This window comes from Aquisalimonas sp. APHAB1-3, assembly GCF_048323695.1.
Classification (GTDB): domain Bacteria; phylum Pseudomonadota; class Gammaproteobacteria; order Nitrococcales; family Aquisalimonadaceae; genus Aquisalimonas.
In genome coordinates this window covers 245,724-265,404 of sequence record NZ_JBLWFT010000003.1, presented here as the reverse complement: position 1 = coordinate 265,404, position 19,681 = coordinate 245,724, and the positions used below count along the sequence as shown (strand labels likewise).

Sequence of the window (19,681 nt, the reverse complement as noted above, 5' to 3'; positions counted from 1 at the left end):
ACAAATGGCCCAACCAGCGGGCGCGTACTGGGGATAACCACATACTCCAAGCCTCCCATGCATCTGGAAGGCTCAGTGTCCCGGAACCACAATCCGCTCAACAGATGGGGTTCGTGGAGCGCTTACGAACAGGCCGACGCTGATGACGGGGAGTCCGTCACCGAGACCACCTGGGCCGGCCGGCGGCTGGTCGTCGCCCACAACCCGGAGCGCGCCGCCGAGCAGAGCACCAACCGGCGCCGTCGAATCGAGCGCGTCGACGAACTCGGCGAACGGCTCGCTCGGCGCCTGGAGAACCAGGATGCCGGCAAGGCGGGCCGGGGGCGGCGCTCCACCGACCGAAGCGCCTACCAACGCTTCCACAAGGCGGTCATCGAACAGCGCTTGTCCGGGATCATCAAGGCCGACCTCTCGGCCCCGGAGTTCCACTACGACATCGACGACAACGCCTGGGCCGCCGCCGAGCGGCTGGACGGCAAGCTGCTGCTGGTCACCAGCCTCAACGACCGCGAGGCTCGCGAGATCGTGGAGCGTTACCGCTCGCTGGCCGATATTGAACGCGGCTTCCGGGCGCTGAAGTCCACGCTGGACATCGCCCCTGTTCATCACCGGCTGCCGGATCGTATTCGCGCCCATGCGCTGCTGTGCTTCCTGGCACTGGTGGTCTACCGCGTGCTGCGTATGCGTCTGAAGGCCAATGAGGCCCTGGGTCTCGCCAGCGTCGAGCGGCTGCTGGAGGCGCTGGAGACCGTGCAACTGCATCAGGTCCACCTCGACGGCGAGGCCATCCAGGGGATCTCCATGGATAGGGTTCAGCGGGATCTGTTCAAGCATCTGGAGGTGAAGCCACCGCACCGCGATCACGTGGCCTAAGTTGTGCCAACTCAAAAGTCGCTCCCCGCGATATCAATAGCTTATCGCCACGGCTGATGAACTTGGGTGCCCAGCCCCTCGATGGAGGCCAGGCGCATGGCCGCATCGAGGATCTGGGCGTGGGTCTGTTCCCCGTCCGAGCGGCGGCGTGGGCCGCCATGGTCGTGATTACCGTCCGTCATTCTTGACAAGATAGCACGCCTGTCCTATGTACAGGGTATAGATCGCACGACCGTATTATCTAGTAGAGTGATCACCCCGTCACAGGGATGTGACCGATTGCAGGGGCCGACGTCGAGTACAGAGAAAACCGGTCGAGTGCCGGGGAGGAGTATGAAAATGGCAATGGTCAAGCTGAATGGCGTTCGGCTCTTCTACGAGCTGGTTGGCGCCCCCGGGGCGGTGCCTCTCGTCCTGGTACATGGATCCTGGGATTCCCATCACGACTGGGATCCGCTCATGCCCGCCTTGAGGGAGGCATTTCAGGTGCTCAGGTACGATCGCCGCGGACACAGTCAAAGCGAGCGCCCCACCGGACCGGGCAGCATTCGGGAGGACGTCGCGGACCTCGCGGCCTTGATCGAGTACCTTGAACTCGCGCCAGCGTGGGTGGTCGGGAACTCCTTCGGTGCGTCGATCGCGCTGCGGCTGGCCGGTGAACATCCGGGCCTGCTCCGCGGCGTCGTCGCCCACGAACCACCCTTGTTTTCGCTGCTCGCCGAAGATCCCGACCTCTCGCCAATGCTTGCGGATGTCCAGAGCAGAATCAGGTTCGTCGTTGAACGGATTGAATCCGGAGACCATGCAGGCGGGACCGAGGCATTCGTCGAGACCGTCGCGCTTGGTCCTGGCACCTGGCAAACGGTACCACCCGACTACCAGCAGGTGATGATCGAGAATGCGCCAACGTTCCTGGACGAGGCGAAGGATCCGGATGCGCCTGCCTTCGAACTCGACTGGATCAGTGACTTTTCCAGACCGGTCCTGCTCACGCTTGGCGATCAAAGCCCGCCAATCTTCGCGCCCGTGGTAACTCGCCTCTCGGAGGCTCTTCCCCGAGCGGAAGTCGTCACCTTTCCGGGTGCCGGCCACATTCCGCACGCAACCCATCCGGAGGCCTATCTGGAAACCGTTGCCGCCTTCGTTCGCCGGCACAACATGATGGCGGCCGATCAAAACCTGGAGTGCGGTGCTTGACGCCGTGTGAAGCTGAGAACTCCGGTCGAGCCCCCGGGTATGGCGCTCAGCCCGACGTGAGCAAGGCCGCCTGGCGCTTCCGGGGAATGCCCGCGAGCAGGTTCAGGCGCAGCCAGGAGGGAAAGGCGGTGCAGAGCGCTGGTGGGCCGTGGAGGCGGATGAGGCCATCGCGGATCGCCTGGTTCAGTGGCAGATCACCGTACCAGACCAGGGTCACCGTCCGGCTGCTGGCGGTGACGTAGAGGTCCACATCGAATCCGGGGTCGGTGATGCACAGGTCCACGTCGCTGCGGTCCGCGATGATCCAGCGCAGGCGCTTGATCTTCGGTTGATCATCAAACTCGAACCGGATCACCGTCCGCGTCGCGGGCAGCTTCTCCGCGTCCATCCGGCGGTGCATGTCCCACATCACCAGGTCGGGGTCGGCGCGCGCGTCGCTCAGCGTCGCGGGCAGCCATTCCCGGGACCAGATCGCCAGGCTCTCGACGGCGGGCGCAAGTGCCGCACCGGCCTCGGTGAGGTGATACCCCACGTGATCGCCCTCGGGTTCGCGCCGGATGATGCCGGCACGCTCCAGCATCTTCAGCCGGGTGGAGAGCAGCGAGGGTGACATCCGCGGCACGCCGCGGTGAATGGCATTGAAACGGGTGGAGCCGAGGATGAGTTCCCGGAGCACGAGCAGGGTCCAGCGCTCCCCCAGCACTTCGGAAGCGATCGCAAGCGGACAGTACTGACCGTAGCCTTTCATGTCTTGAAACTAGTCCAGCCCACCCATTACGGCCACTACAGATTTTTGACTAGGCGCCGCCGGCGTATCCGTGCACCTTGATGAAGCACATGTCGTCCTCGTTTACGAGGAGGTATCCCATGCTCCAGCGTGCCATCGACCAGGATCAGCTCAACGCCTTTCTCTCCCGCTGGACGGCTGACCAGGCCGCAACCCTGCATGCGGCCACCGTGGTCATCGGCGACAAGCTCGGGCTTTACAAGGCGCTGGCCCAGGGTGGCAGGCAGACCGCCCCGGCACTGGCCGCATCCACCGGGCTGAACCCACGCCTGGTGCGCGAGTGGCTGAACGCCCAGGTGGCCAGCGGCTACTGCGAATACGAGCCGGAGTCGGCCGTTTACTGGCTGACGCCGGAGCAGGCCGCCTGTCTGGCGGAACCGGACAGCCCCACGTTCGTCGCCGGCGGCGCGCTGGTCTCCAACGCCAGTCACTACGATACGGACCGTGTGGTGAGGGCGTTCCGGGACGATGGCGGCATTGGCTGGCATGAACATCACCAGCACCTGTTCGAGGGCACGCAGCGGTTCTTCGAGCCCATCTACCGCCGGCACCTGGTGAAGGACTGGATACCGGCACTGGACGGCATGGAGGCGCGCCTGCGGCGCGGCGCCCGGGTGGCGGACATCGGCTGCGGGCAGGGCGCCTCCCTGATCCTGATGGCCCGGACGTTCCCGGCGTCCCGGTTCACCGGTTTCGACTACCACGTCGATTCCATCAAGGCGGCACAGCGCAATGCCGAAAAGGCGCAGGTGGCGGATCGGGTGTCGTTCCAGGTGACAGGCGCGCAGGATTTCGAGGGCGAGGACTTCGATCTCATCTGCGTGTTCAACGCGCTGCACGAGTGGGGAGACGCCGTCGGCGCGGCGTCCCGCATCCGCGAGGCATTGGCGCCGGAGGGGTTGTGGATGTTCACTGAACCGCTGGCCGATCCCTACCCCCAGGAAAGCGTTCGCGGGCGGACCTTCTTCTCCGTCTCGACCTGCGTGTGTACGCCCAGTGCACTGTCCCAGGGCGGCCGTGAATCCATGGGGGCGCAGGCCGGCGAGGCCGAACTACGCCGTGTGGCCCACGCGGCGGGCTTCACCCGATTCCGACGGGCGGCGGAAACGCCCATGTTCATGGTGCTGGAGGCCTCCTAGGCTCGCGCCCGGGCGCTCGTGCCTCGCGCCTGTTCGCTGTAGGTTGAACAGTCACAGCGGACAGGAACAACGCGGGAGCGACCCATGACCAACTACCGGACCACCTTTGTTGCCGACGAAGACAAGAACGACTGGCGCGCCCTGTTCAACGGCTACGCCGATTTCTACGGGGTGCCGATGGATGATGCCACCGCCGATCGAGTCTGGCGCTGGCTGCGGGATCCGGGTCACGTCCTCGAGGGGTTGGTGGTGCGTGATGAAGCCGGGCGGATCGTCGGCCTTGCCCATGTCCGCAGTTGTCCGCGGCCCCTGGGCGGCTGCGACATCGGCTTCCTCGACGACATGTATGTCGCTCCGGATGCCCGCGGCAGCGGCGCGGCCGATGCGTTGCTCGACGGCGTGCGCGCTTTGGCCGAGGAGCGTGGCTGGCCGGCGGTCCGCTGGGTCACCCAGCACTTCAATGCGCGTGGCCGGCAGTTCTACGACCGCTACACCGGCGGCCCGAGCGACTTCATCATGTACCAGTGGAAGCAGGGGTGATCTGCCGGACCTGAGATTCTCCGTGACGCCCTGTCGATTTGCTCGCCTGGCGTTCGACAAAGGGTTGTCATTGGAGAACTGATCAGGAGAACGACATGGCAACCCCAGCAAAGAATACGGTATGCCTCTGGTACGACCACGGCGCTGAAGAAGCCGCACGCTTCTACGCCGATACCTTTCCGGACTCAGACGTCGGTGCGGTTCTCCATGCGCCGGGCGATTACCCGTCGGGCAAGGCAGGGGATGCGCTCACCGTGGAGTTCACGGTGATGGGCATCCCGTGTCTCGGCATCAACGGTGGGAGCGCCTTTACGCACAGCGAGGCGTTTTCATTTCAGGTCGCAACCACTGATCAGGCCGAGACGGACCGCTATTGGAATGCGATCGTTGGCAACGGCGGTGAGGAAGGCCAGTGTGGCTGGTGTAAGGACAAGTGGGGCCTGTCCTGGCAGATCACGCCCGTCGTCCTGACCGAGGCCATCGCGCATCCCGATCCGGCAGTGGCAAAGCGCGCCTTCGATGCAATGATGCAGATGAAGAAGATCGATATCGCTGCCATCGAGGCCGCGCTACGCGGATGACGACGCGCAGGCGATCAATGTCGTGCCGACCTCGCCCTCGCAGAGGGGTGCCCTTTGCCGGGCAAGGTCGGCGCAGGCCTCATCGTCCTCCAAAGGTTGGTGCGTGATCCTGGCAGAACCTCAAGAACGGCGTCGGCTCCCGGCCCAGGATGTTCCGGACGTTGTCGGTGACCGTGTCGTCGTGGGTTTCGCCGTTTCGATTACGGCGATTGACGTCCTCGACAAAGCCGGCGAAGTCCTCGGGCACGCCCTGGGCAATCAACCGGCGCCGGAAGCTGTCGTCGTCCAGTTCCACGTACCGGATGCGTCGCCCCAGCACCTCGGACAGCACTTCGGCCGCATCGTGGTGAGTGATGGCCTCGGGGCCGCTGAGTTCGTAGGCGCGGTTGTCATGGCCGGACTCGGTCAGCACCCGGGCAGCAACGTGGCTGACGTCGCGTGTGTCGATGCGGCTTACTCGGGCATCACCGATGGAGTCGTAGAAGGCGTCGTCGTTGCGGATGTCATGGCCCATGAGGGTGATGAAGTTCTGCATCAGGTAATTGGGACGCAGAAACGTCCAGACCATGCCGGTCTCCTGAATCCGCAACTCGATCTCCCGGTGCAGTTGGCCGATGACGAAGGTATCTGTGTCCGCCCCGAAGGACGAGACGTACACAATACGCCTGACTCCCGCTTCCCGGGCGGCGTCGACCATGGGCTTCTCGTGGGTGACCTGCTGGGACAGCAGAAACAGCGAATCCACCCCTTCGAGCGCCGACGGCAAGGTCTCGGGGCGATCGTAGTCGATGTTGCACGTCTCCACACCGTCGACGTCCAGCGGCCGGACATGGACCGCTGCGCGCACGGGTTCATCTTTCCTCACCAGCTCTCTCAGCAGTTCGGAGCCGATCGTTCCGGATGCGCCTGTTACAAGAATCATGAGGAGTCTCCTTGCGGTTGCGTTGCCTGCGATGGGCAACGGTGTCAGGTCAACGACTTCGGCCGAACGGGAAGCCGTTGAGCCCGAGGCTAGCGGTGATGGGCGCACTGGCGCTTCGCGCAGACGGGCCATGAAGCGCAATTCGGGGGATGGCCCGTTTCGGCCATGGACGGGTCAGATGAGGCCGGCGGTGGCGGCTTGCGTTGCGGCCGCGGCGCGTGTCGGGGCGTTCAGGCGCAGCAGGATGTTGGCCACATGCCGGTGCACGGTATGCGTGCTGATGCCCAGCGCGGAGGCGATCTCCGCATCATTCATGCCCTGTCCGACCAGCCGAAGGATCTCGGCCTGTCGCGGCGTGAGCGGTGGTGGTTTTGAGGTGGAGGGCTGCTCAAGCCGGCCGCGGGCGCCCAGGCGTTCCAGGGTGCGCCGTGCGTTGGCTGTCTCGGCCCGGGCACGCTTCGGGCGCTCCAGGGCGGCGAGCACTTCGGCGAGTTCCAGTCGGGCTCGGGCGGCCTCGAAGGGGGTGCCGGTCCGCTCGTAGGCCGCTACCGCGTCTTCGAGACAGGCAAGGGCATGCTGCATATCACCCGCTGCTCGGGAGAGGACGCCAGCGGCGAAGCACGCCGCCCCCTGCAGGGGGCCAGTACCTGTGGCCAAGGCAATGGCCTTGAGTTCATCGGTGGCCCTGGCCGCACGCGCATGGTCACGGTTGGCGGCGTCGATGCGTACCTGAAGCTCCAGAGCGGCGGCACGGCCAAGGCGGTTGCTGATGGGGATATGGCGCAGGACGGTTGCGACCCGCTCGGCGGCGTCCTCAAGGTGTCCGCGATCCACGGCGACCTCGGCCAGACCAAGCATCGCCAGTGGATGCCATTCGTACGGCAGCATCAGCGCTTCAGCTTCGTCCAGATACCCCTGGCGACGCCGCAAGTCCCCCAGGCGAATGGTGGTCTCGGCCGTTTGTGGCGGCCAGCTGGCCTGAAAACGAGCCGCAGCCTCGTTCAGGGTGGACTCCGCCTCCTGCCAGCGGCCGCGGCAAGTCAGAAGCGTCGCGTAATGAGCGCGGCATATTCCCTGGCTGGCCGTGTGCTCGAGCTGCTCGGCGGCGTCGCGCATCATCTCGCACCATTCAGCGGCACGGCCGAAATCGCGGGCCCGTTCGCAGGCGAAGATAAGCCAGCAGAGCACGGGCAGTTCCCAGATCGGCTGCCGTAGCTCTCCACCGAGTACTGCGGCCGCCGCTTCGTCAAGTCGCTGCATGCCGTCATCAATCCGGCCGTCACTGACCAGTGCGAGCCCTTCCATGGCCAGCGCAAGGATGCCGAGGTCGGGGTCGTCGCAAGCCTCCGAGACGGTCAGAGCGGTGCGCGTGCACCGCCGGACATGGTCAGGGTCCTCGTCGTGGCTGAGGGAGGCCCAGCAATCGAACAGGGCGAGCCAGCCGTGTTCCGGCACCATCGGGTGATCCTGCAGCAGGCGGTGTGCACGTTGCCTCCACCCGCGGGCGACCGCCAGTTCGCCACGGAAATCCTCGTGGTCCTTTCCGGCCCACATGGCCATGCGTGCGGCGCTGACGGGGTCGTTCTGTTGACGGTACAGCCGGTAGGCGTTCTGCCGGGCCCATAGCGCTTCATCACCCGCATCCATGGCCAGTGCGGCCCAGCTCAGGCCTTCGTAGGCTCGCGCGCTTTCCCGGGCCTTCAACGCCTCCTTGAACGTGGTGCGGGCCCTCGCCCAGTTATTCTCCTGCAGGGCCTTCTCAGCGCGGCGTAACGGTTCGTCCGAGTCGGCGCCCGACATGGCAGCCTCCGTTATCACCCCCTTGCGTCAAGAGCGGGTGCTTGTGCCCGGGCAGCCCCCCAGTGGGCTCCTCCTGAAAGGTTAGTACTATTGGCGTAAGTCGGGCGGCCTGCCACGTCGCCGCGCGCTTAGTCCGAGGTGCGGTGGCGTGTCTTGGTGCGATGGGTCGGCGTGTCGCAATAGAGCGTGCCGCGGGCCACGCGCTCCAGGTCGATGTGCCGTTCCACGCCGCGCTGCAGCTGGTTCTGCGTCGCCGCCAGCGTGGTGCACGTGTTGCGGTTGGGTCGACAGAGTTCGACCTGCGCGCCGTTGTAATGGGCCTCGGCCTGGACGCGGCGGGTGCTGCGGTCCTTCTCGCGGATTTCGATGGTCTTGGTGTCGCCCCGCAGCACCGCGAAGCCGACGGGGTCCGCTGTACGCCAGTCGCCTCCCAGGTAGCCCTCGGCATCCTGCAGCACGCAGTGCACCACCTCGCCCGGCCCGGCGTCGCGCAGGCGCGCTTCGCGGCGGTCCTGTTCCAGCTGTTCCTGCTCCGCGGCCAGGCGGGCGGCCTCGGCACGCCGCGCCCGCTCCGCCTGATCCAGCTCGGCCTGTTGCTGCCGTGCGTCCAGTTGCTGCTCCGGGCTCAGTCGCGCCCATTCATCCTCGTCCATGCCGAGGGGGTAGGAGGTGGTGGCGCAGCCGGCCAGCAGCGACACGGACAGGGTGATCAGGGCGAGACGGGTTGCATGCAATGGTGTGTCCTCGGGTGAATGGGTCGTGTCGCTCAATGGACTGGCGGAACAAGATAATGGAAACTTGTGCGAAACACATAATCGAGGGTGCGCAGAGTGAGAAAGCGGGTAATGGGGGTGTGCCTGGCGGCGACGCTGGGCGCGGGCGTAACAGCAGTGTCTGCATCCGGGGCCGAGGACCGGCCCCTCACGGCGCTGGGCGGTGTCGAATTGCTGATGTCCGGGGCGGATTACGAGGTGATCCTCGATCATCTGCTTACGGCCAATATCGGGGTCGAGCCGGAGCATCTCGGCATTGCCTTCCACAATGCCGAGACCGGTGAGCGCCTCGATCGTCAGGAGGTGCGCGAGCTCATGGGGCCTGTGCGGCAGGATGGCGCGTACGAGCTCCTGGGCCTGGCCACGGAGTTCACCGGCGGGGCGCTGCCGTACACGCAGGCGCAGCTGGAACTGCTCATGGACGCTGCGTTCGTTGCGAGTATGCGGCAGCCCCCGGACCACATCAGTGTCGAGTATTACGACACCCGCACGGGGCCGACCGGTGTCGGGGGCGGCGTGTCCGGCCGGGTTCCGGAGCGGGCGGAGAGCACGCCGCCGGAGGAGCCGGCGCGGTTATCGCCGGAGTCGTATCGACCTGCCACCGAGGCGGAGGTGATCGCCCACTTCGAGCGGTTGAACGTCCGTGTGCCGCAACGCCCGGGGTACGTTGTCCTGCCGTTGATGGCCGGGGCGGCCGACGAAGATGCGCTGGACGCGGCGCTGGAGCGGGAGATCGCACGGGCGGAAGCCGCCTTCGATGTCCGCTTCGAGGAACGCATCGCCAAGCTGATCGACGTCAGCCCCGACGGAGTGCAGCGCGTCTCCATGATCGGGTACTACACCGCTGAAGAAGACGTGCTGCGGGCGCTGGAAGAGGAAATGGACGGTATGTTCTACGAGGCGGATTCCGAGTCGGATGCCCGTTGAGGGGGCGGGAGCCCGGCCTACGTTATCGAGGGCTTTGCACCGCAGCCGTTAAGACGCTAGATTCACGATTCTGGATGCCCGGCCACGGAGCGGTTGGGAGGCAGGAGCAGCCGCAGCGCACAGGGATGTCGAGCGCACCGGGCCCATGGCTCGCCTATCGCTTGCCCCCCTGACGTTGCCGCGCGTTCAGCCCGCCATTGCTCATGCCGGGCTGGATTGTGGTGTCACAGGGAGTGTGTGCGATGACAGGACGTCAGGCGGAAATGGCGAGTGCTGCAGGCGGGGCGGATGATCCGCTGATTGCCCCGCACCCCCACAGGCAGTTCCGGCTGGAGCTGCCCGGCCTTCCCCCGGACGCGCTGGAGGTGGAAACCCTGGCGTGTGACGAGCACGCGGTGGACGCGGATTACCGGTTCGATGTGGCGGTGGTGAGCCGCGAGCCACTGGATGCCAGGGCACTCCTCGGCGCACCGGCCCGGCTGGCACTGGGGCTGGGGGATGCGGCCTCGGTGATCCACGGCGTGGTTGTGGCGGTGGAGCAGACTGGCGAGGGGGATGTGGGCCATGAGGCGCGGCTGCGCCTGCACTCGCCGCTGTGGCTGCTGACCCACGCGGTGCACCACCGCGTATTCCGCAAGCGCACGGCCCCTGAGATCGCAACCGCAGTGCTTGAGGCCGTACTGCCCGACGGTGTGCGGGTGGAGGCCGAAGTCGGGCGGGACTGCCCGCAACAGCCCATGGTGGTGCAGAACGACGAGCCCGATGCGGTATTTCTCCAGCGCGTGCTGTCACGGGACGGGCTCCTGCTGCTGGTCCGCCAGGAGGCGGACGGCCCGGTGGCGGTCATCCACGACGATCTGGCCCAGGCGGTGGACGGGTGTCTCGAGCTGACCTACCAGCGCCAGAGCGGCCAGGTCCGAGGTCATGACAACACCGTGCACGCGCTGCGCCACTGGGATGCGCTGCAACCGGCCGGCGTGCGTGTTGCCGACTTCGATCCCGCCTATCCCCAGGACAACGCGCCCGGCCTGGCCGAGGGCACCAGCGGCGCCGGCCGGGTGGAGCTGTTCGGGCAGCGTGGCGGCGGGCGCGAGGCCTCTCGCGCGCTCGCCGGCGTGCATCTGGCGGCCTGGGACGCCCAGCGCGAAGGCGTGGAGATCGAGACGGCGTGCCGCCACCTCGGGCCCGGCGTGCGCATCCGGCTCTCCGGCCACCCGGACGACGCCGTCAATGGCGAGTACGTGACCGTCTCGGCCAGCCATCACGGTGATCAGGCGGCGGCACTGAAGGGCGGCGAGGGCGCTGGTCGTCCCACTTACCGCTGTACCGCACGGCTGCTCCCGGTGGCCGTGCCGTATCGGACCGCTCCGGTGGGGCGTCCGGCGGCCGGCGCCGGCCTGCTGGTCGGCGAGGTGGAGGGGAGAGAGTCGGGGCAGGCCCACCTGGATCAGGAGGGTGCCTACCGGGTCCGTCTCGCGCTGGACGAGGGCGACGCCGACACCGCCGAAGCGAGCCCGCCGGTACGTATGGCGCAACCATACGGCGGCACGGACTACGGCCTGCATTTTCCGCTGCTGCCGAAAACCAGGGTCGCCATGGCGGGGCTGAACGGTGACAGCGAGCGCCCGGTGATTCTGGGGGCGCTCCCGTCCGACAGGCAGCGCCCGCCGGTGACCACCGAAAACCCCCACCATCATGTGCTGCGAACGCCCGCGGGCCATGCGTTCTGTCTTGATGACAGGCCGGGCACGACCCGGCTGAGCCTCACCGCCGCCAAAGAGGCGGGCAGTCTCGTGATGGAACAGAGTGAGTCGCAGCGGCGGGTGGCCCTCACCACGGAGGAGGGCAGCATGGCGCTCACCAGCGGTGGCGATCTCACCGTGCGCAGTGGCGGCGACCGGCGCGTTGAGGTGGAGGGCGATTACGCCGCCAGCGTGGTCGGCGATCACACCCTCCGTGCCGAGCGTGGCGCGGTGACGTGGAGCGCGTCCGACCGGCTGGAGCTGTCCACGGACGAGGGGGACCTGCTCCAGGAAGCCGTTGAAGGTGATGCCGGGATCAGCGCCGGGGGCGAGCTGCGTGTGGAGGCCGGTGGCGGGCTAAGCATGCGCGCCACGGAGGGGGATGCCGCGATGATCGCCGAGGCCGGGGCCCTGGACCTGGAGGTGGACGGCGATCTGGCGCTGGTGAGCACCGGCGACGGCGATATCGCGATTGGGCAGAGCGGCGGGCTGCGGATCTGCGGCAACGGCGATGTGGTGCTCGACGGGGAGGAGGTCAGCATCAGTGGCGACCGCATCACCCTGACGGCCAGCGACATCGCCGAGAACTGAACGCAACGGTACAGGGAGGTTCCGTCACGGCAGATACACCGTGGTCGCGGCCCTGGGGGCGCGTGTGGCTGGGTCAGACCGCATTCCCGGTCAAGCGGCTGGATGTGCGCGAGTGGGTGTCCAGCCCCTTTCGGGCGTGGGCCTACGTGGTGGTGGGCAAGGGCGAGCAGGCGCCTGCCCGCACCGATATCATCGGCCAGCCGGCCCACCTGGAGTGGGGCAACGGCGACTGGGGGCGGCGGTGCCGCGGGGGCGTGGTTACCTGGCTGCGTGGCGGTGACTGCGCGCAGACGGGGCGGCGCTATTTCGAGCTGACCATCGAGCCCCGCCTCACACAGCTTGCCCGGGGCCGGGCCACGCGCCTGTTTACCGCCGTGGAGCACCGGGAGCTGGTGGCCCACCTGCTGCACCGGGCCGGTTATCCCGCCCCGGCCATGGACTGGCGCGGCGATACCCTCGAGCGGCGCAGGCACCTGCTGCAGGCCGAGGAGAGCGATCTTGACCTGTTGCAGCGCGTGCTGGCCCGGGCCGGTGTCTGTTACGCCTGGGGCGACGGCGCTGAGGAGTGCATCCGGTTCGTGGAGGACCCGCGGGACTTCCCGTTACACGCGCAGACTGCCGTGTTGTCGCCGCAGTCCGTGGCGCCGGGGGCGCACGGGTTTGATCGGCACGCCTTCGTGCGCCAGCTCGCGGTGCCGCCCACGGCACCGGTGGCGCCACGGATGCGTGAGGATGCGCAGCGGCTGCGCACGGTGAGGCGCCAGCGTGCCGATGCGGCCACCTGCCGCCTGAAGGCGTCCGGCCCCAGGGCCGACCTGACCGCCGGTGATCGGCTGAAAGTCGCCAGTGATGACGGGCCTGATGTCCCGTATCTCCTTGTTCATACCCACCACCGCCTGAACCTTGATCGCAGTGGTGAACAGGTGCCCGGTGGTTTCCAGCTCAGCCTGGAGGCGGTGCCGGAGTGGGACGACGGTCAGGAACGCATCTACCGCCCGCCGGAGCCGCCCAAAGTGGCGCGGCCATTGGCAATGAGCGCGGAGATCGTATCTCGGTCGACCCGAGGTCCCGAGGCCTTCCCGGGCGGCGGCGCCCGGCTTCGCCTGGCGCAGGATGAGCAGCCCTCGGGCGAACTGCCCCGCGTGACCGCGTTCAACGGCCGGGGCAGCAGTAGTGGAGCGGGTTGGTACACCCCGCTGGCCGATGGGAACCGTGTGCTGGTGTCGTGCCTGGAGCACGACCCGGATGCCCCCGTCATCCTCGGCGTCCTGCCCACAGCCAGGAACCGCCAGCAGGCCGCGCGCACCAAGGGGCGCGACGGGGCGTGGGTGTCCGCGGCCGGTCAGGGCCTGACGGTCACGTCGGCCGGCGTCCGCGTGCCGGAACAGACTCACCTCACCCTGCACTCGCCGGGCGCGGACAACTGCCTCCAGTTCCGGGTGGAGGACGAGCGCGTAAGCGAGCTCGTGCGGCTGGCCAGCGAGAAGGGATTGTTGAACCTGGAGTGTGGCGGCGATCTGCTCGAGCGCACCGGTGGTGACCGCCGGGACGACGTCGCCGGCGACGACACGCTCACCGTAAACGAGAGCGTGACCGTGGCCGGTGAGGCGGGCGTCTACGTGCGCGCGGCGCAGTCCATCAACCTGACGGGTGGTTCCGGGGTGCGCGTGGCCAGCGGCGGGGCACTGCAGTTGCGCGCGGCCAAGGGGGCGACCCTGCGTGGCGCGGCCGGCACGCGGGTTCGCCTCTCCGGCGGGGACGGCGTCTGGCAGACGCTCGGCGGGGATCTGCAGCTCCAGGCTGCCGGCCCGATACGCCTCCGCTCTCACCGCGGGACGATCACCCTCACCAACGCATCCCGGTCGGCCGGGCTGTCGGTGGACAGCGGCGGCCGCACGGCCTTGTGGGGCGGGGATGTCACCCTGCGGGCGAACGGCAGCTTGGTCATGCAGGGGGATGTGGACTACAACACCGGTGGGCCGATCCCGGTCGAGCCGGTGGTGGTCAAGCCATCGGAGTGCGCTGGTCTGACCAAAGTGGCCGTGGAAGGCGCCATGGACATTGAACCAACGGAGTGGTGACAGCGATGCCGGGTACGGAGCTGGAGAGAATGGTCAGGCCTCAGGAGACGCGGCAACTGCGTTTTCGTGCCCGCCGCGCCGAAGACGGCGACGTGGCGACAGTGTCCGTCTACTGCGTGGATGGCAACGGGGACCGCAGGGGCGATCCGATCACGGAGAAGGAGGTGGAGCTGCGGTCCGGGCAGACCGACTACGTCGCCGAGGTTACCCTGCCCGACGGCGGTGGCGGCTGCTCCCGGGGTGGTGGGCAGGCGGCCGGCCTGCGTTTCGGGCTGCGCGTCCAGGGCACGCGCAATCGCACGCCGTCGCCCCTGGCGCGGGTCATACAGTCGTTGCGGCTGCGCCTGGAGACCTCACCGGAGACGGACTGGCAGCCGGACTGGGCCGGTGCGCGTGTCCTGCTGCGAGACCGGGAAGCGGATGTGACCTTCGAGGCGACCGCCGATGCCGCCGGCGAGGTCGCCTTCCCCGAGCTGACCTTCGGCGGGGAGATGGAGATCCGTGTTGCACTGCCCCGCGAGTCGGCTATTCGTGACACGGCCGCTACCGACGCACCATGGGTGGATGCGGCCATCTACGGCGTCGTGGGCGACGATGTGGAGGGTGACGTGCGCGTGCTGCCCGGGACGCCGGTGGTGTTCCGGATCGACGGCCCGCTGCGCGAGCCGCTCAAGGTGCGCTGCCTGCCGCCTCCCGTCATGGTCGACCTGCGCCTTGCGCCCGAGGACGCCCCGGATCCGGCGTACCGCCTGAGCGATCAGGAGCTCCGGTACTTCCAGGCGCAGGGCAACGCCGTGATCTTTGTGCATGGATACAACGTCGACCATGGTGGCCTGCCTAAGCGAATCAACGAGCTGGATCAGGAGTACAGGCTCGACGAGCGCATCAGTGTGCATCGAAGCCACTGGTCCGCAGTGGTCGACGACGACGTCGCCCGGCCCATCGCCTATGACCACTCCGTCCTCGCGGATCGATTCCCGGAGTTCCGTCGGGCGATCGATTATCCGCAGATGGTGAACATCGAGCCGAACATGGACCCGGATGAGCGGCTCAACGGCGAGGGCGCCTGGGGCTGGCTGCTGTGTATGGAGTACAACCTCAACCGGGCGGCCGGGCTTGGTGGCGAGAACGACGATGACTGGCCCTGGGAGCGCTACACCCGCTGTATCGGGGTCACCTGGACCGGTGACAACGGAACCAGGAACTTCAAGGAGTCCCAGACGGCGGCGGTCGTGGCCGGCCGCAGGCTGGTGCCGCTGCTGCGCCAGCTACACGACGCCGGCGTCGCCGTCACGCTCATGGGGCATTCACTGGGCGCGCGCGTGGTGCTCAGTGCGCTGCACGTCCATGCCGATACCGGCGATCCGCGCCGTGTGGTCGACAGCGTCGTGCTGTGGCAGGCGGCCGTGGCCGACACCGCGCTCTCTCCAGCCCCGGACAACGAGCGCGACGATCCGGACGACCCCAGCCCGCTGGGCACGGCGGTGTTCCCTCGCGCCCACCGGGCGGCCGAGCGTTTTCTGGTGTTGCACTCCAATGGCGACAACGTCCTCGGGGGCGAGGCGCCAAGTCCCGGCAGCGGATCACTGCGGGAGGCGATCCTCGGGATGTTCGGCGGCGTCTACCCCAAACACCGCTGGCGGATGAGCATGAACAGTGAGTTTCGAAGGCTGCTGGAGCCTTACCTGGGCTCCCACTACCGGATGCCGGCACCCATGGGGCGCGAGACTCGGACGGATTACGAGCGTCGTCTCGACGACTACGCACGGAGGCCGCATGTCCGCGCCGCGTGGTCCCGGTTTCGCAACGCCGTGATGGACGAGGCGCGCACCGCCAGCGCACCCGCACCCGATCTGCTGCCTGAATACGACCTGCTCAGCCCGGTCGCCCTGGACGAGCGGATCACCGAAGCCAGCGCCAAGGCTTACTTTGATGCCCTGCACGCACTGTGGCGGAACCGCTTTCATGTCAACCATTCGCCTCGGTCGGCTATGGGGTATGACGGGGTGGATATGGAGCGTGGCGGACTGACCAGTGATGGCTTGTTCACCGCCGAAGTCACGGACTTCAACCAGGAGGATGTGTTGCACCAGCACAGTGGCATGCGGGTACCGGAGGGGTTGATGGGGTTCGAGAGGAATGACGAGACCCTTTTTGAGCGCGTTTACAAGAGACGGATAGTCGGCCAGCTACTCAAGGCGCGCACGGGTTTCGGTTCATGGACAGAATACGGGGGTGAGTAGATGGTTTGGCTGCGTGTCGGTTGGTTGGTTGCCCTGTCCGGGCTAGGGGGGTGCTCGCTGCTGCAGCCCGGCCCGGCGCAGGTGGTGAGTGTCTCGGACGACGGCCGCTACGTGGTGAGCTCCCACGACAACCGACGCCTGATCCTGTGGGACACGGAGGAGCGCTGGCGCAGCGTGGTGAGCCGCAACGCGAACATCTACTCGGCGCACTTCGTTTCCGGGCGCGACGACACGTTCCTGTGGCAGGACCTGGATGACGTGGTGCACGTGCAGACGGTGGACGGGGAGGTGCTGGAGTCGTTCGAGCACTTCCCGACTTACGGCCACGTCATGGGTTCGGATCTCAAGACGTATTTCTCCTCGGATGCCAGGTTTCACATCTACAAAGGATGGGGCGATCAGAAGGAGCCCGTGAAAACGGACAGCGAGGGAGGCCAGTTCCTTGGAACCCTGCTTAACCTGGCGCTTCATGAGGACGCGGGCATATTGCTCAGCGTGGCTGAGGGCGCAGATTGGGACAAAAGGGCCTTGGGTGAGTACGGCCCATTGGACGACCGTCGAATTTCAAGGTTCGATGGGCCGGTTGTTTGGGATCTTGAAACGACGAGGCCGTTAAACAAGCTCCCCGGTCTCTACGGAAAAGCCCACGGCGACATTAGCCCGGACGGGCAGTATGTGGTCGCGGCTGGCGAGAATAAGTGGGGCTTCGTGTGGGAAACGGATACAGGCGAGCGACGCTGGCAGCTTGCGAACTACTGGTATGGCAAGCCGCGGCGTGATGTGGAAGTGCCGGAGGGCAAGGAACTCGGCGATCTTCCCCCCGAAGAACGGCTCAGGCTGGACCGGCTGATCGACATCCCCGAAGGTGGCCGGGAAGGCGAAGAGGGCCACCTGCGTGGAGCGCAGGTCGGGGCGCTGTTCATCGACGACGAGTGGTTCGTGCGTGTGGAGCGGCGGAGTCACTTCGTGGCGCTCCACCACATCGACGACCCGTTCCACACGGCGTTCCTGGACCTGGGGCAGAGCCCGTACCCGGGGACGGACCGGCACATCCCGTCGATCGATGCCGCCCCGGCGTCGAACGTGCTGGTCACCGGCCAGCGCCGCCCCAAGGGCGGCATCAACGTCTACCGCTTCGACCCGGAGACCCGGGCCCTCGATGCGGTGTGGACGCCCCGGGGCTGGTTCGCATTCTGATGGCGGGCGCTGTGGCTCCGGTCGGCATGCGGTGATCGGGCGCCGCGTGTATGTTGTGGATTGCGCGTCACTTTGAGAGGCATCGACCATGACCAAGGAGACCCCGGCGGCGGACGGGGCGCCGGTTGCCGCGCCGCAGACGGTATCGACTTCAGCGGAGTCGGCCGTTTTGTCCCGTGATCTCAAGGAACTCGGCTGGAGGTTCGTCGGCCCCACAACCGTCTACGCTTTCATGCAGGCCATGGGGCTGATCAATGACCATGCCGAGGATTGCGTGATTCGCGGCGCTGCCCCCCACGCACGGGAGTCGTTCGTGCGGCCCGTTGCCGGCCGCTGAATACGGAGGGAGAAAGACATGGATTCTGCAGCCGAACACCGCGGTGCTTGCCTCTGCGGCGCCGTCAGCGTCGTTGCCACGGTGAAAAGCGATCACATGGGCGTGTGCCACTGCGTCATGTGCCGGAAGTGGGGTGGTGGGCCGCTCATGGCGGTCGAGTGCGGAAATGCGGTGACGTTCCAGGGCGAGGATCAGATTGCCACGTTCAGCTCCTCGGAATGGGCGGAGCGCGGCTTCTGCCGGGTCTGTGGCACACACCTGTTCTACCGCCTGAAGGAGGATGGCTTCTACGCCATTCCCGTCGGGCTGTTCGACGGCGACGGGGCGTGGACGCTGGCCGAGGAGATCTTCATCGATCACAAGCCCGCGTTCTACTCGTTCGCCGAGAAGACCAAGGCGCTCACCGGCGCCGAGGTGTTTGCGCAGTATTCAGGCAGCTAGGCGGGCTTCTCCAGCACGCGGCCCACCGCGGTGACCGCCTCGTCCGGCGCCGGGATGCGGTCGGCGAATAGGACTTCGCCGTCACAGACCACACCAACGTGCGACATGCCGTGGCGCCAGGTACGCAGCGCCTGGCGCCAACCGCCGCGCTGCCACGCGTGCCGCGTGAGCAGGACGAGCAGCGCGACAAAGTTGCGGGCGTCGATCACCGTGATTTCCACGCGCTCACCGTATGCGCTGGACAGCGCGCGATAGACCTCGCCCATCGCCTGCATGCCCGAGCGGGCTTCCGCGAATGTCTTGCTGTCGGCCAGCACGCTGTCCCCGCCCGAAAGCCGGCCGCAGCAGCCCGACCCGGACACCTGCACATCCCAGTCGCGGATCAGAATCACCTGATGGCGTTCATCGGTAGTCATGTGTCGCTCCTCGGGGCACCCGCGTCACGGCTGTTCATCAACACATTACGCCTCCTGAAACGGAAATGGGACAGTGCCCCGCCCGAGTGTTGCGAGAGCGATGCCTGTTGCGATTCGATACCATGCAGGCGCGATACGCAGCCACTCGCAGTACTACGTATACGACTGGATCGGGGGCAGTATGACGACGGACACGGATGAAAACGAAGCCGGGCGGAAACAGGCGGTGCTCGGGATTATTGGCGGGAGCGGACTCTATGATCTGCCTGGCCTCGACAATGCGCGCTGGGAACGCATCGAAAGCCCGTGGGGCGAGGCGTCGGACGAGATCCTGTTCGCGGAGATCGACGGCCTGCCGGTCAGATTCCTGCCGCGCCACGGACGCGGCCATCGTCTGGCGCCCGGCGATATCAACTACCGCGCCAACATCGACGCCCTGAAACGGGCGGGTGTCACCGATCTCGTCTCGTTCTCCGCGTGCGGTTCCCTGCGTGAGGACTATCCGCCAGGGCGGTTCGTGCTGGTGGACCAGTTCATCGACCAGACCCGTGACCGCGAGCGGAGCTTCTTTGGCGCCGGTTGTGTGGCCCATGTCTCCATGGCCGATCCGGTCAGCCCCACCCTGGTCCCGCTTCTCCGGGAGGCGATGGCACAAGAGCAGGTCGACGCCTCGGAATCCGGGACTTACGTTGTCATCGACGGGCCGCAGTTCTCGTCCCGGGCGGAGTCGCGGCTGTACCGGTCCTGGGGCTGTGACGTGATCGGCATGACCAACATGCCGGAGGCGAAGCTGGCACGCGAGGCCGAGCTGGCTTACGCGACCGTGGCCATGGTCACCGACTACGACTGTTGGCACGACACCCACGACGCTGTCGACGTGGCCGGGGTGCTGGCGGTGATGAAGCGGAACACCGAGCAGGCGAAGCGCGTCATCCGTCGATTGGGCAGAACGTTCCCCTCGGAGCACCCGCCATGTCCGGAAGCCGATCGGGCGCTGGACGTTGCCATTGTCACTGCGCCGGAACACCGCGACCCGGACATCGTCCGTAAACTGGATGCCGTGGCCGGGCGGCGACTGTGACCTGCGCGTCGCG

The 19,681-nt window shown here is 66.9% G+C and carries 19 protein-coding genes; 13 read left to right on the top strand and 6 right to left on the bottom strand.

Annotated features, from left to right (window positions below; genetic code table 11):
- A partial coding sequence (locus ACNSTU_RS08225) for an IS1634 family transposase (RefSeq protein WP_418212244.1) occupies positions 1-873 on the top strand: 873 nt, incomplete at its 5' end.
- Between the two features lie 41 nt (positions 874-914).
- Here the strand turns inward: ACNSTU_RS08225 and ACNSTU_RS08220 are convergent.
- Complete coding sequence (locus ACNSTU_RS08220; RefSeq protein WP_418212243.1) at positions 915-1,064, bottom strand: hypothetical protein; 150 nt, start codon at positions 1,062-1,064, stop codon at positions 915-917.
- 148 nt (positions 1,065-1,212) lie between these two features.
- Between ACNSTU_RS08220 and ACNSTU_RS08215 the strand changes: the two genes are divergently transcribed.
- Positions 1,213-2,070 carry an alpha/beta fold hydrolase gene (locus ACNSTU_RS08215; RefSeq protein ID WP_418212242.1) on the top strand — a complete coding sequence of 286 codons (858 nt, stop codon included), beginning with the start codon at positions 1,213-1,215 and terminating at the stop codon, positions 2,068-2,070.
- 46 nt (positions 2,071-2,116) lie between these two features.
- On the opposite strand, the gene ACNSTU_RS08210 is transcribed toward ACNSTU_RS08215, so the two are convergent.
- Positions 2,117-2,818 carry a winged helix-turn-helix transcriptional regulator gene (locus ACNSTU_RS08210; RefSeq protein WP_418212241.1) on the bottom strand — a complete coding sequence of 234 codons (702 nt, stop codon included), beginning with the start codon at positions 2,816-2,818 and terminating at the stop codon, positions 2,117-2,119.
- A 119-nt stretch (positions 2,819-2,937) separates the two neighbouring features.
- On the opposite strand from ACNSTU_RS08210, the gene ACNSTU_RS08205 reads away from it, so the two are divergent.
- The 3 genes from ACNSTU_RS08205 to ACNSTU_RS08195 all read left to right on the top strand — a co-directional run bounded on the left by ACNSTU_RS08205 (position 2,938) and on the right by ACNSTU_RS08195 (position 5,117).
- The gene (locus ACNSTU_RS08205) at positions 2,938-3,996 is read left to right on the top strand and encodes a class I SAM-dependent methyltransferase (protein ID WP_418212240.1); all 1,059 of its coding nucleotides are present in this window, start codon (positions 2,938-2,940) and stop codon (positions 3,994-3,996) included.
- 84 nt (positions 3,997-4,080) lie between these two features.
- Positions 4,081-4,536 (top strand): GNAT family N-acetyltransferase, encoded by a 456-nt coding sequence (locus ACNSTU_RS08200; protein ID WP_418212239.1) that lies wholly within the window; start codon positions 4,081-4,083, stop codon positions 4,534-4,536.
- Positions 4,537-4,631: 95 nt separating this feature from the next.
- On the top strand, positions 4,632-5,117 hold the full coding sequence (locus tag ACNSTU_RS08195; RefSeq protein WP_418212238.1) for a VOC family protein: 486 nt from the start codon (positions 4,632-4,634) through the stop codon (positions 5,115-5,117).
- A 79-nt stretch (positions 5,118-5,196) separates the two neighbouring features.
- Here the strand turns inward: ACNSTU_RS08195 and ACNSTU_RS08190 are convergent, their stop codons facing one another.
- The 3 genes from ACNSTU_RS08190 to ACNSTU_RS08180 all read right to left on the bottom strand — a co-directional run bounded on the left by ACNSTU_RS08190 (position 5,197) and on the right by ACNSTU_RS08180 (position 8,573).
- Positions 5,197-6,039 carry an SDR family oxidoreductase gene (locus ACNSTU_RS08190; RefSeq protein WP_418212237.1) on the bottom strand — a complete coding sequence of 281 codons (843 nt, stop codon included), beginning with the start codon at positions 6,037-6,039 and terminating at the stop codon, positions 5,197-5,199.
- 174 nt (positions 6,040-6,213) lie between these two features.
- Positions 6,214-7,839, bottom strand: a complete 1,626-nt coding sequence (locus tag ACNSTU_RS08185; RefSeq protein WP_418212236.1) for a LuxR C-terminal-related transcriptional regulator — start codon at positions 7,837-7,839, stop codon at positions 6,214-6,216.
- Positions 7,840-7,967: 128 nt separating this feature from the next.
- On the bottom strand, positions 7,968-8,573 hold the full coding sequence (locus ACNSTU_RS08180; RefSeq protein ID WP_418212235.1) for a hypothetical protein: 606 nt from the start codon (positions 8,571-8,573) through the stop codon (positions 7,968-7,970).
- A gap of 96 nt (positions 8,574-8,669) precedes the next feature.
- Between ACNSTU_RS08180 and ACNSTU_RS08175 the strand changes: the two genes are divergently transcribed.
- The 7 genes from ACNSTU_RS08175 (at position 8,670) to ACNSTU_RS08145 (ending at position 18,171) form a co-directional block, all read left to right on the top strand.
- Positions 8,670-9,539 carry a hypothetical protein gene (locus ACNSTU_RS08175; RefSeq protein WP_418212234.1) on the top strand — a complete coding sequence of 290 codons (870 nt, stop codon included), beginning with the start codon at positions 8,670-8,672 and terminating at the stop codon, positions 9,537-9,539.
- A gap of 242 nt (positions 9,540-9,781) precedes the next feature.
- Positions 9,782-11,872, top strand: a complete 2,091-nt coding sequence (locus ACNSTU_RS08170) for a type VI secretion system Vgr family protein (protein WP_418212233.1) — start codon at positions 9,782-9,784, stop codon at positions 11,870-11,872.
- Positions 11,873-11,934: 62 nt separating this feature from the next.
- Positions 11,935-13,953 (top strand): contractile injection system protein, VgrG/Pvc8 family, encoded by a 2,019-nt coding sequence (locus ACNSTU_RS08165; protein ID WP_418212232.1) that lies wholly within the window; start codon positions 11,935-11,937, stop codon positions 13,951-13,953.
- A gap of 29 nt (positions 13,954-13,982) precedes the next feature.
- On the top strand, positions 13,983-16,196 hold the full coding sequence (locus ACNSTU_RS08160) for a hypothetical protein (RefSeq protein WP_418212231.1): 2,214 nt from the start codon (positions 13,983-13,985) through the stop codon (positions 16,194-16,196).
- Complete coding sequence (locus ACNSTU_RS08155) at positions 16,197-17,393, top strand: hypothetical protein (RefSeq protein ID WP_290635130.1); 1,197 nt, start codon at positions 16,197-16,199, stop codon at positions 17,391-17,393.
- Between the two features lie 88 nt (positions 17,394-17,481).
- Complete coding sequence (locus ACNSTU_RS08150) at positions 17,482-17,730, top strand: DNA-3-methyladenine glycosylase I (RefSeq protein WP_290635128.1); 249 nt, start codon at positions 17,482-17,484, stop codon at positions 17,728-17,730.
- An 18-nt stretch (positions 17,731-17,748) separates the two neighbouring features.
- Positions 17,749-18,171, top strand: coding sequence for a GFA family protein (locus ACNSTU_RS08145; RefSeq protein WP_290635126.1), 423 nt, complete (start codon positions 17,749-17,751; stop codon positions 18,169-18,171).
- Here the strand turns inward: ACNSTU_RS08145 and ACNSTU_RS08140 are convergent.
- Positions 18,168-18,587, bottom strand: a complete 420-nt coding sequence (locus ACNSTU_RS08140; RefSeq protein ID WP_290637989.1) for a hypothetical protein — start codon at positions 18,585-18,587, stop codon at positions 18,168-18,170. The two genes, ACNSTU_RS08145 and ACNSTU_RS08140, sit on opposite strands and share 4 nt — an antisense overlap.
- Before the next feature lie 181 nt (positions 18,588-18,768).
- On the opposite strand from ACNSTU_RS08140, the gene ACNSTU_RS08135 reads away from it, so the two are divergent.
- A complete protein-coding gene (locus ACNSTU_RS08135; RefSeq protein WP_290637988.1) occupies positions 18,769-19,668 on the top strand; it encodes an S-methyl-5'-thioadenosine phosphorylase in 900 nt (299 codons plus the stop codon).
- Positions 19,669-19,681 lie beyond the last annotated feature (13 nt).